This window comes from Corynebacterium sp. MSK297 (assembly GCF_030232885.1).
Classification (GTDB): domain Bacteria; phylum Actinomycetota; class Actinomycetes; order Mycobacteriales; family Mycobacteriaceae; genus Corynebacterium.
The window spans coordinates 21,976-34,156 of record NZ_JASPGD010000005.1 but is presented as its reverse complement, the minus strand read 5'-3'; the positions used below and the strand labels follow the sequence as shown (position 1 = coordinate 34,156).

Annotated in this window: 7 protein-coding genes; all 7 read left to right on the top strand. The window is 55.9% G+C overall.

Features of this window, described 5'->3' with window-relative positions; translation table 11 throughout:
- Window positions 1-181 precede the first annotated feature (181 nt).
- The 7 genes from QP888_RS06535 to QP888_RS06505 all read left to right on the top strand — a co-directional run bounded on the left by QP888_RS06535 (window position 182) and on the right by QP888_RS06505 (window position 12,145).
- The gene (locus QP888_RS06535; protein WP_284812720.1) at window positions 182-3,040 is read left to right on the top strand and encodes a choice-of-anchor M domain-containing protein; all 2,859 of its coding nucleotides are present in this window, start codon (window positions 182-184) and stop codon (window positions 3,038-3,040) included.
- A gap of 155 nt (window positions 3,041-3,195) precedes the next feature.
- Window positions 3,196-5,892 (top strand): choice-of-anchor M domain-containing protein, encoded by a 2,697-nt coding sequence (locus QP888_RS06530; RefSeq protein WP_284812719.1) that lies wholly within the window; start codon window positions 3,196-3,198, stop codon window positions 5,890-5,892.
- 45 nt (window positions 5,893-5,937) lie between these two features.
- Entirely contained in the window at window positions 5,938-7,884 is a 1,947-nt protein-coding gene (locus QP888_RS06525; protein WP_284812717.1) for a TIGR03773 family transporter-associated surface protein, read from the top strand.
- A 29-nt stretch (window positions 7,885-7,913) separates the two neighbouring features.
- On the top strand, window positions 7,914-9,587 hold the full coding sequence (locus QP888_RS06520; protein ID WP_284812715.1) for an anchored repeat ABC transporter, substrate-binding protein: 1,674 nt from the start codon (window positions 7,914-7,916) through the stop codon (window positions 9,585-9,587).
- Window positions 9,584-10,516 carry a choice-of-anchor M domain-containing protein gene (locus QP888_RS06515; protein WP_284812713.1) on the top strand — a complete coding sequence of 311 codons (933 nt, stop codon included), beginning with the start codon at window positions 9,584-9,586 and terminating at the stop codon, window positions 10,514-10,516. The genes QP888_RS06520 and QP888_RS06515 overlap by 4 nt, the downstream gene beginning before the upstream one ends.
- Before the next feature lie 2 nt (window positions 10,517-10,518).
- Window positions 10,519-11,253 carry an anchored repeat-type ABC transporter ATP-binding subunit gene (locus QP888_RS06510; protein ID WP_284812710.1) on the top strand — a complete coding sequence of 245 codons (735 nt, stop codon included), beginning with the start codon at window positions 10,519-10,521 and terminating at the stop codon, window positions 11,251-11,253.
- Complete coding sequence (locus QP888_RS06505; protein ID WP_284812708.1) at window positions 11,246-12,145, top strand: anchored repeat-type ABC transporter permease subunit; 900 nt, start codon at window positions 11,246-11,248, stop codon at window positions 12,143-12,145. Before QP888_RS06510 ends, QP888_RS06505 begins: the two co-directional genes overlap by 8 nt.
- Window positions 12,146-12,181: the final 36 nt, after the last annotated feature.

The following is a 12,181-nucleotide window of genomic DNA, read 5'->3' as shown; positions in this document are numbered from 1 at the left end:
TGCGTCACGGTGGTGCATGGGTGCATGGGTGCATGGGTGCATGGGTGCATGCGCGTTTGCTGAGCTGTAAGGTTTTGCAGCTTTGAACAGGTAGTTTTCAGTCTTGTTGCAAACCATTTTCAAGTAGGTTACTTTTAACTAAACTCATTGGAAATGAGTTTCAATAAGAAAGGTTTTATTAGTGAAAACTTCAGATTTCTTGCGTGCCGACGTGCGCGCTCGTGGGCGACGTTGTACGGTGTTTGGATCGCGTCGTTCGCGAATTCGTATCGCGGTGGCAGTAACCGCGGCGTTGAGCACGGTGTTTGCTGGTCTGCCTGCTGCTTCGGCAGGGCCTGATGATGGAAAACTCATTTTGACCGAACGTCACATTGATTCGCCTTATGTGGTGAGTAAAGATGGGCAGTTCGATGTTCGTACTAAATACAATCAGATTATCGACGGTGACTATGAGGCAATAACAGCAGCTTTTGCCGATTCTGCCCTGTGGATTGGGAAAGGCTGGGATGATGAAGCGAAAACCAGGCCGAAATATCAAATTACGTTGCCCGATAATGGCGATTTTGTTTTCATTGGCGAGCCTGGCGAGACCTACGTGCAAGCACCCAGTGGTGCAACCGGCAGCAACCACAAGCCGATTTGGTACGGGTTTGGTGCTGAGAGTGACCTTGACGTCGACAATGTGCACAATGGGCGGGTCGCGCTGGATTTGATCAGCGTCGATGGCCCTGGGGATATGGAACAGTACAATTACAACCCCAACGACGTTTTCAATCTTGCACGAGTGGTTGGCACAACGGAATCCTCTTCGCATTCCATTTCGATCAAACCTGCTGAACACACGCACTTAAACACCCTGTTTACTAAGCCGGGTCGGTATGAGTTGACCTATCGTGTGAGCTCACGCACCAACGACGGAAAATTCGTTACTTCAGAACCACGCACCCAGGTAATTCAGGTTGGTGGACAGCGGCCACTGGATACTCCAACCGAGTCATTGGAAGATCGTTTTAAAAAAGCTCCGCAAGGAGATGCTGCGGCGGCAAATTACCGGCTTAGTATTGCTCCGAAATCTGATCCAAAGGCGGGTGGGGACGACAAACTTTCGACGATCACCTTTGATGCGGGTAAGGAAAGCCTGAATGGTACCGTCACTTTGTTCGTCGACGGATATTTCTTAACGGACCTTGCCGTGGAAAACGGCAAGGCAACCTGGGATGAGCTGTTGAGCCCGAAGCAGTCGAATATTCAGGCTGTTTTCACCCCGGATACTGTGGTCGCTGGTGAATCCACTGTTCAAGGCGCTGGTGAGAGCGCTGCGGAGGTTGCAGGAGCAGCTGCTCCACGGTGGATTTCTGCACCGCTACCATATTCTGCTGGTGAGTCGAAAGAAACCACCAGTGCACAGCATGCGGATGCTTTGCCGAAGGGTAATAATAAGCGGGATCTGCGAACTCCAGAACCGGGCACCCAGTTGACCAGCAAAGATGTTGACGTACGTTATGTCTCCGGTGATGGGCTAACCGACACGTATTACGTAGAAGCCAAGGATCCGACTTTCCAAGGTGCGTTTACTGGTGGCGTCTACCGCACGATGGAGGATACGGAAGGTGGTTATGCTGACTTACCATTAGAAGGCGCTATCGTTAATGGCAAAGGCTTTGTGACGATCGATAAGACGTATGCACCACGTGAAGGCGTGCTGTTCATGAACGTTATTCCACACCCTGGTTATGGGCTAGCTAATGCTCGAGGGGCAATTGCTGAAAAGTTTATCCGTGGCAACTCTTACGAAGGTACCGTGCACCTTGGCGACTCCTCTGGAGCATCGGAAAGTGACCCAGGTGCTTCTGATGATGCTGGCCAGCAGCCTCCCGTCGACAAGCCATCTGAGATTCCAGAAACCTCGGAGAAACCTGAAGATTCAGTGAACCCCGAGTCGCCAGAAGGCTCTGCGCCTTTGCAACAGGGGCGCGGGATGTGCGTCGACAAGAAATTATTGGACCGGGGACATGTTGATATCTTGGCGAAACACAACGCCGATGGGTTTGAGATTAGTCTGAAAGACGATACCCGCCTGATTGACAAGAAGAGCGTGGAGCGTTCGCTGAATGATGTTGCTTTGGTGGTGGGTGATAACAGTAAGCAGACTCGACGGGCAGCTCACCAAGGTGCGGAGTTTGATTTCCTTGGTAAGCAGGATGATGGTTTCTACCACTTGCCACAATCACAGCGTCCCGGTGTGATTTGGCCAGGTTATAACACTGAAGCGATTGACTTTAACAAAATTGATGGGGAAGTCTCGCTCAATCTGCAGCCGCGTGATGTGCCGGAAGGCGCAACCTGGGGAACCTTTATTGATGGACAATTGGGCGATCTGCCGACGGTCTTGTCTGATTCAACCAAGAATGATCACTCAATTGAGTCAAGCTTTGCCTCGCACACTCACATCCACTGGGGATTTTCCAAGCCGGGAGTTTATACCTTCGATGCCAATTACAGTGCGAAGAGCAAAGAAGGCCGCGAGTGGCAGTCTGAGAGTCAAGAGCTTGTGCTCACGGTGGGTGACGATGCACTAGAGACCTGTAAAATGCCGAAGTCAGGAGCAGAGCAGGAGCCAAAACAGCCGGAAGATTCGACGCCAGAAGCAGAGCAGGAGAATAAGCCAGAAGATGGCCCGACTGCACCAGGCCCTGGAAAACCAGAAGGTGAGCTTGAAGCCCCGGGTACTTCAGAGGCTCCGAAGCAACCAGAAGAATCCATTAAGCCGGAAACTCCGAGAGATCCGGAGGCTCCGAAAGATCCGAAGCCGAGCCAGCCGGAAAAGCCGGGTAATGGGAAACAGCCGGACAGCCAACCCAATCCAGGCAGTTGGTCATTGCAAAACTTCTTCGCAAACTTCAACCCAGTGCACCTGCTAGCACCAGTGTTGGGCATTGTGTTCATTGCGCGGATGATTGCGCTGTTCTTCGAACTGCAGCCGCAGGTTGCACACTTTTTCGCGCAACACCTCCCAGGGTTGCCGAAGTGGGGGAAGTAACGGGAATCGAGTGGTTGTGGTTGGGGCCTTTCTTCATAATTTCTGTACGGCACACCGGGAACCTTAAGCCTTATTGCAAACTGATTTCAGTTAGGGTATTTTGGCACCACTGCTGAAAAGCGGATTCATTTTCAATAGGGAAAGGCTTAGAAGTTATGGCCCCACAGATTCGTCGCTCACGTGCGACAGGACGGCATAGACGCAATATTCGATTGGCTATTGCCGTGACCGCGGCCTTGAGCACGACGTTCGCTGGACTGCCAGCAGCAATCGCTGGCCCAGATGATGGCAAAAAGATTCTCACGAAAGAGCACATCGATGCGCCGTTTACTGTGCGGGATGAGGCAGGAACCTTCGACCTGTATGCACATAACAACGAGGGCACGCACAAATTCTCAGAGTCGGCGATCTGGGTTGGTAAGGGCTATAACAGCGACGGCGCTGATAAGAAGCAGCAATATCAATTCACGGTAGAGGATAATGAACGTCTGCGTTACCTGGGCAAGCCAGGTGATACCTTTGTCTATTCGCCAGAAACGCCATTGGGCGGACGGCAAGACCCAGCATGGCTTGGTTATGGTGCAGAAAAAGACTTAAACGTCGACGATATGCTGAACGGTCGTGTCTCGTTAGACCTGTTGTCGGTGGATGGTCCGGGCGAGGTAGAGCAACTGCAGTACCGGTCCGGACAAGCGATCGATGTTCTGCGACTTTTGGGTACCAGCGCATCGTCGCCACGTTCCATTTCGATTGAGCCCGGAGAGCACAACCACATCGGAACCGTATTCACTAAACCCGGCCGATATGAGCTGAAGTTTCAAACCAGCGGTCTGCGTAAAGACGGTACTTATGTGGCATCCGAACCGCGCACAATGGTAATTCAGGCGGGCGGACAGCAGCCGAAGGCTGAGGCCACGAAGCCTTTACAGGAACGCTACAATCAGGCGCGCACAGCAAATCTTGCAGAGGCCAATTATCGGTTAAGCGTTGCGAAAAAAGCGGACCCGACTGTCGACGGTGACGATAAACTTTCCACCATCTCGTTCGATGCCGGAAACCCGGAGCTTTCGGGCACCGTGACGTTATTTGTCGACGGCTATTTCCTGACGGATCTGCAGGTGGAAAACGGTAAAGCCTCCTGGGATGAATTACTGAGCGCACAAGAATCCGATATTCAAGCCGTATTCACCCCGGATGATGAAACTTCGGCGCACTGGATTTCTGCACCGTTGGCATATTCCGCTGGCCAGGCGGAGGTCACAACCACCTCGGACAAGCAGGCTGAGCAACTGCCCAAGGGCAATAACCTGCGGACCTTCAACTTCCCGGCACCGAATACTGCGGTCGCGAATGATGAGGTCACCGTGAAATACGTCCCCGGGGCTAATGGGGTCGGAGAAATCGTCGTCGAGGCGAAAGACCCGAAGCTACAGGGGCTGATTGCGGGTGGAATCTATGAAAATGAAGCTTGGTTAGAAAAAGACACCGCAGACCGGGAATTGGCGGGCACCTTTCAGGACGGCAAAGGAACACTCCGGTTTGAAGAAGCGTACCTACCGGAAAATGGCTTGCTGAAACTCGATGTGATTCCGCACGCTGGCTTCGGACGCGCAGCTGCTTCCGGAATTGTGACAGACAAATTCAATGCTGGAAACGCCGCCGAGGCGACCTTCCGTTTGGGCGCGATCAATGACTCTGTGGAACCAGAGTTGCCGAAACCAGAAATAGAAGAGGCCAGTGACGAAAATCTGGGCGCGGACAAACCGGATGCAGAGCAGCACGAACCGCCGAAGAACAACGAACAACAGAGCAATGGTGAGCACGCTGGGCACCCTGTGTGCGAGGGCAAAATCCTGCTCAACCGTGGCCATGTAGACATTCTGGGTAAACGAACCACAGATGGTCTCGATATTGCGTTGAAAGACGATACGCGGCTTGCTGCAGATAAATCTATGGAGCGTTCTTTAGAGGATGTCGCTTTTGTCATCCGTGACAATGCGAAGCGGAAGCGTCCAGAACAGCTGAGCGCTGAGAAGTATAACTTCATTGGCGAGAAAGACAATGAGTTCTATTATTTACCGCAAGCTCAGGACAGGGCCATCCTGTGGCCTGGCTACAACACCGAGGGCATTCCGGTACAGGACCAATTCGATGGCCCGGTATCTCTGAATCTTGTTCCCCGTGAAACTCCGGAAGACTCCAGTTGGGGCGTGTTCATTGATAAGGGGTCTTTTGGGCAGGATCACGAAATTCTGGCGGATTCCACCAAGCAGGATTATTCGATTGAATCGCATTATTCAGCACATACCCACGTGCATTGGGCTTTTTCGCATCCGGGAATCTATACCTTCGACGCCAGCTACAGCGGTACAACAAAAGATGGTCAAGAACTGAAGTCCGAGAGCCAAGAGCTTGTGATCACGGTGGGGGAAGAGGCTTTGGAGTCTTGCAAGACCGTCCCGGCGCCGAACCCGAGCGAGCAGAACCAGCCGAACGAGCAGAATGAGCCAACCCAGCCGGGGGAGCCTGGCCAGCCCGGTGAGCCGAATGAACCGGAAGAACCGAGCCAGCCGAACGAGCAGACCCAGCCAAACGAGTCGAACCAGCCGAGCGAGCCACAACCAGGTACCCCAGGAAAACCTGAGAGGCCAGATACCCCGAACGATTCAGACAAGCAGCCTGAACGGGGAAGCTCATCGCCCCAGGAATTCTTGCGCAATTTCAACCCGGTCCACTTGCTTACGCCACTGCTGGGTAGTGCGTTTATCGCACGGATACTCGCACTATTCCTCGAGTTGCAGCCACAGATATTCAATTACTTCGCTGATCGTTTGCCGTGGCTGAAGAACTAACCCACAAGTATCCACAAATTCCATCTTCCCGGAAAGAAACCGTACATGACCGCATTAAAAACTTCGTCGCCACGGCCAGCGCGCGCGTATTCTGCGCTGCTGACTGCCTTGGTGCTGTGTTGGGTGGCCGCGTTTGCTCCCACTGCGTTGGCACAAACCTTTGACCGTGGACACGTTGACGTCTTCTACGTCACCTCACATGGTGGTGAACTGTCGCTGTCAATGAAAGAAGATGTCACCGGAGGCGGAGTACAACGTTCTGGCGACGACGTCGTCCTGCATGTCAGCGACGCCGCGTGGTCGGAAGCTACCGCAGGCGTCGACGGAATCGGCCAAGCGACGTACTTCCTACCGCAATCTCAAAACCATGAGGTGATTTGGCCAGGTTGGGATACCCAGCCTGTTGCTGCCGACGGATACCAAGCTGTTGATTTCAACTTCCAAGATGTTTCTGGGCCCGGCGAAGTCTATATCTTCGAAACTGAAGGTTTTGGGGGCATCAAATCTGTCACCAATGATGGTTCATACAACCTGCGCACCGGCTCTGTAATAACCCAGCCGTACCCAGCACATAAGCACATCAACTGGGCGTTTACCCACCCAGGTACTTACCGGATGACGGTTTATGCCAGTGCGGATGGACAATCCAGCAACGCGGTGACTTATACCTGGCAAGTTGGCGGCGAGTCTGCTGGAGCACCAGCACCAGCACCAGCGCCTGCCGTGTCCGGCGGAGGCGAAGCAGGTGGCCACGGTGATGGCCACGGTGGTGGCCATCATGATGGTCATAGTGGAGAAGTTGACCATACAGGTAATCAACCCGCAGCCCCAGCGCCACACGCTGGCGGGGGATCTGCCCCAGGCCCACGAGCTGGTGGAGGATCTGCCCCAGGCCCACGGGATGGTGACGCCCGCTTGGGGCCAGCACCGAAATCCGCTCCACCAGCGGGAGCATCCGGTGGTGCGTCGTCGGAAAGCAAACCCGGCGGCGGCAACGCACAATGTACCCCTGGCCTGCAGCCACAAATCAAAGACGACACCACCAGCCCACCGCAATGGCGTCCAGCGCAAGGGGCGACGTTCTACCTGTCGTCGAATGCAGAGGTTAAGCTGCCCAGTAACGTCGGCACCGTGCCAGAAGGAAAAGCCTGGATGATCGGCGCCACGCAGGTTGCGGGAGTGCCATGGTTAGGCGCGAATACGCAACATGAATCGATGCATGAACACCTAGCATCGAGCGTGCGCTGGGAAATTACTGGCTTTAGCGGACCAGGGCCAATGACCGTGTATTCGCAGGGTCAACTGGGGCAGATCGTTGGTGAAGAATGGTTCCGTGCCGCCGGTGGTGGATTCCAAGGTAGTAAAGCCATCCCGCGTAACACGCATGTGCACCCGAATTGGGTTTTCGGTGCTCCCGGTAATTACCAAGTCAACATCACTCAGTCTGCGCAGCTAAACAACGGCAAAAAAGTCTCGGGAAATGCGACTCTGAACTTCGTTGTGGGTGGTAACAACCCAGGTGGAGCCTTGAGCAATGGTCATTTTGACTTGGGTGCAGTAGTGAACCCCGATGGTGGCGAGTGTGCGGGCGCTGGTGTTGCCGGTGGTGCAGCGGGCGGTGCTGGCAGTGCCGATAGTGCCGGCAACGGCGTCGATGGTGCGGACCTGGCGGCCACGGAAGGTTTGAGCGAAGAAGAACTCGCAGCACAAGGCCTAGCTGCCGATGGCACACCATTGGGTAATGGATTTTCTTCGGCGTTTGCTAACCAGAACTCCAAGCTGTTCAACATTGCAGCAATCGTGCTAGGTCTGGGGCTTTTGTTCCTGGGTGTGGCAGCAGCACACTTCGCCGTGAAAAAAGCGAAAGCTGCTGACGAAGACGACGATGCTGCAGATGAAGATGAGGAAGCAGGAAACTCCACGACTACTACCGGCACGCAACCACCACAGCCTCCGAAACCACCACAGACTGCAATGATCCCGCGGGTCTAAACCCGCGAAAGCTTGTAGAAAGATTGAGTATGAAACACCGTCGCAGAACCATGTTCGCGCAGCGCATTGGTCTTGCACGTGGTTCTGGTGCCGCGAGAATCGGCTATGGCTTGGCTGTCGCGTTGGTGATCTCAGTGACAGCTGGTGGAGCATATGCGTTCAGCGGGGCGTCGGACGGCACCGGCAGCGTGGGTTCGGCGCAGGCGTCGTCGGCAAGCGCCCAAGCGCAGGAAAGCCAGGCCCACGGAGCCGATAACTCCGAGGCACGGCTGCAGGTCGTGGCCACCACACCGATCATGGCCGATTTCGTTTCTCAGGTTGCTGGGGACGACGCACAGGTGACGACGCTGATCCCACCGGGCAAAGACCCACATGATTTCGAACCCACCCTGCGTACTGTCCGCGAGGTGGCGTATGCCGATCTGGCCTTCGCCAACGGGTTGCTGCTGGAACCACCAGCGTTGGCTGAAACCTTGCGCGAATCCACCGCAGGAGAAGTCGTCGACGTCGCCGATCTTGCATCATCCTATGGGGCAGAGCTGATTCCACTGGTGGAAAATATTGCTCTCGATGCCGTCTGGTTGGGTTTGCGCGTGCAGGGTGCGCAGGACGCGAATTCGGTGACCTTCACCATGACTGATGCCGACGGCCCGGGCGATGTCTCGGCGTATATCGTTTCCACCTTCGGCACCCCGGAGCCGATCTTCCCGTCTGATTCCGGTATCGATTTGCCTGCTAACGCGCACACGCACGTGTCCTGGGCGTTTAGTGAACCCGGAATCTACCAGCTCACCTTCGCGGCTACCGGACAGCCAGGCTCGGAGGCGACCGAGGAGCAAACCATCACCGTCGCCGTCGGCGTGCACTCCGAAGAAGCCGCACACGTCATTGATTCCGGGCACGTGGATATCACTGCGGATCTTGCCGACGGCACCATCTCGCTGCGCGACCACGACGCGAACTTCGATCCGAATACCACCGTGCTCGCGGTCCCGTCGTCGACCCTCCAGCCCATCCCGCCGGACCCGGCCTATCGCTTTTTAGGGCGCCCCGGCGAAGAGACCTACCTGCTGCCACAAGCGGTGCTGGGCAAGCACCTGCACGGTGAGATCGACCCGCACCTGTGGCACAACACCCGTAACGCGCGGGCCTATGTGGAGGTCATCGCCGAGCAGATGGCCACAGCAGACCCGTCGAATGGGCATCGCTACCAACAGCGCGCCGCTGAATATAACCAGCAGCTTCGGCTTGTCGACGACGAGCTGCGTGCCACCTATGACGCGATCCCGGAACACCGTCGCCATTTGGTGACCACCCACCACGGCTATACCTACCTGGAGCAGGGCTACGGGATTAATATCGCTGGGTTCGTTACCCCGAATCCCTCGGTCGAGCCGTCCCCGCGCGATGTGATCGCACTGCAGCGGACCCTGGAAAATCTGGACATCCCAGCTGTGTTCGTGGAACCAAATGCCGCTGCTTCTACCTCCACGTTGGAAGAAACCGCGCGCCGGGCCGGGGCGCAGGTGTGCACGATTTACGGCGACAGCCTGGACGAACAAGTGCCAACCTATCTGGATCTGATGCGGTTTAACGCGAATGAAATCAACCGATGTTTAAGCCCCCAAGCCAGCAGTCCTGGTGCGACCACGCCGGGCCAACACAGCAATAACCACAGAAATAACGAAAAGGAACTCCCATGATGATAAAAAGTGCACTCAACAAAACCGCATCATGCAAGGCCGCATCTCAGAAAACTTCATTACGTATGCGGGCTGCAGGCCTTGCACTAGCGACAGCGACGGGATTGGGAGCAGGGTTTTTCCCGGCAGCACAGCCAGCAGCATCCGCGCAGGGAAGTGACCTTTCCCAGGTGGTTACCGGTGATGAAGCGATTGCCCCGGAAGGTGAAAAAGTTGTTGTCGAGTCTGGACACATTGATATTGGTGCGATGGTGATTGATGGGCAACTCCACATCCTGGCCCGCGACGACCGCAGCCAGCCGCCAGTATGGCGCCATCTGGACGATATGGTGTTCCAGTTGCGGGAAAACTCGGTGCAGACGCTGCCTGATAACGACGATTTCTCCTTTGTTGGCGCCGGCGCGAATGAGCCCGCTTACGTGGTGCCGCAAACAGAAATCGCTGATGTACCTTGGCTGGGTTGGAACACGCAAGCACCAGCGTTGACGGACAACGTCCACAACGGCGTGAACATGGATTTCTTAGGCCACAGTGGCCCAGGCGAGTTCGCGCTGTTCTTGCAAAACGGTGGTTTTGAAGCCCCGGATGTGCTGTGGTCGACGGCTGCTGGCAAGGCCGACGACTTTTTTGTAGAACTCCACACCCACACCCACGCAAATTGGACGTTTACTGATCCAGGCGTGCACCAGGTGGGACTCCAGATTACTGCCACCACCCACGACGGCCAAGAACTTTCGGCACAAGAGGCTGTGACCTTCGCGGTTGGCGAAGGCACGGACCCTGCGGAAGCCCATAACGCAGTCTTTGACTGGGAAAACGCCTCCACTGGTTCTTCGGGGTTCCAGATCTCCTGGTTATTGGTTGGGGGAATCGCGATCGTCGTGGTCTTAGTCGGCGTCGGTGTTGCTAGCCGCGGAAAGAAGAAATAAGCATGCAACCGCTTATTACCGTCGACAAGCTGCAGGTTTTCCTGGGTGGGCGCAAGGTGATCACCGATGCTTGCATAGAGATCGGCCACGGCGAGTTCATTGGTTTGCTCGGGCCCAATGGCGCAGGGAAGACGACGTTCATGCGTTCGATTCTGGGGCTGGTGCCAGTGAAAAGCGGCGAGATCGCCGTGGATGCCTCGATTGGTTATGTGCCGCAACGCCACGACGTCGCCTGGGAATTTCCCTGGAGCGTGCGCAAGACGGTGCTGTCCGGCCGCACAGGGATCATCGGATGGTTTCGGCGTCCCCGTCGGCATGACCATCAGGCCGTTAACGCCGCGTTGCAGCTGACAAACCTGGAGGATCTCGCCGAGCGCCCCATTGCGGAGCTTTCGGGCGGGCAGCGCCAGCGTGTGTTGTTGGCGCGAGCCTTGGCTACCCGCCCGGAGGTGTTGTTTTTGGATGAACCATTCACGGGGTTGGATGCGCCGAATACGGAAGGCCTGCTGGAGCTGTTTGAGCAGTTGAGTTCGCAGGGCACGAGTATTGTCATGTCCAGTCACAATCTGGCTGAAGCCGTGCACACCTGTCACCGCGTGGTGTTGTTTAACAAGGGGATTATGGCCGATGGGCGTGCCGACGAGATTCGCGCGAACCCGCAGATCTGGTCAGAGACCTTCTCCGTCGCGCCGAATTCGCCGCTGCTATCTGCGATTGGGGTGGGGGCTAATGCCTAATTCTGTGATTTCTTTTCCGGAATTCCTGATGGATCTCGCGAACCCACAGCTGGATTTTTTGGCGCGTGCGGTGGCGATTTCCGTGATTGCCGCGATCACCTGCGCCGTCGTCGGCTGCTACGTCGTGTTGCGCGGTATGGCCTTTATCGGTGATGCGGTGTCCCACGCGGTATTTCCGGGCCTGACCATCGCGTTCGCCTTGCAGGTTTCCGTACTGCTGGGTGGTGCGGTGGCTGGAGCAGTGGTTGCGATCCTGATCGCGTTGTTCTCGCAGCGGCAAAATGTCCGGGAAGATTCCGTGATCGGTATTTTCTTCGCTGCTTCCTTCGCGGTAGGCATGGTGATCATTTCCCGCACCGAGGGTTATACCGCCTCGTTGAGCAGCTTCCTCTTCGGCTCGCTCACTGGTGTTTCCAGCACGGATGTGTGGTTGGCTTTGGCCGTGTCCGTGCTGGTCTTGGCGACGATCGTCGTCATCGGCCCACAATTGAACGTGACCTGCCTGGACCGCGAAACCGCGCGTGCCATGAACATTCCGGTGCTGCTGATGGACATCGTGCTCTACCTGGCTGTCACCGCGGCCGTGGTGATCTCGGTTGGCACCGTCGGCAATATCTTGGTGCTCGCCCTGCTGATTGCGCCCCCGGCCACTGCGCGCCTGATCACCGCAAACTTGACGACGATGATGGTGCTTTCGGCAACCTTCGGCGCGTTGGGCAGCTTCTTTGGGCTTTATATTGCCTGGGCATTCGACCTTCCGGCGGGCGCCAGCATCGTGTTGTTGCTTTCGGTCTGGTTCTTGGTGGTCTGGGCGCTGATGCCGTCGATCAGAACCCTGCAGACCACCAGGGCCGCGCGGGTGAGCAGACAGACAGCCTTTGAGACCACATAAAGTCCGATAAATCTCAGACCACTTTCATACCGCACA

Coding starts and splice junctions, on each gene's coding strand:
- QP888_RS06530 (WP_284812719.1), top strand. CDS start 3,196: ATGGCCCCACAGATTCGTCGCTCACGTGCGACAGGACGGCATAGACGC.
- QP888_RS06505 (WP_284812708.1), top strand. CDS start 11,246: ATGCCTAATTCTGTGATTTCTTTTCCGGAATTCCTGATGGATCTCGCG.
- QP888_RS06515 (WP_284812713.1), top strand. CDS start 9,584: ATGATGATAAAAAGTGCACTCAACAAAACCGCATCATGCAAGGCCGCA.
- QP888_RS06520 (WP_284812715.1), top strand. CDS start 7,914: ATGAAACACCGTCGCAGAACCATGTTCGCGCAGCGCATTGGTCTTGCA.
- QP888_RS06510 (WP_284812710.1), top strand. CDS start 10,519: ATGCAACCGCTTATTACCGTCGACAAGCTGCAGGTTTTCCTGGGTGGG.
- QP888_RS06525 (WP_284812717.1), top strand. CDS start 5,938: ATGACCGCATTAAAAACTTCGTCGCCACGGCCAGCGCGCGCGTATTCT.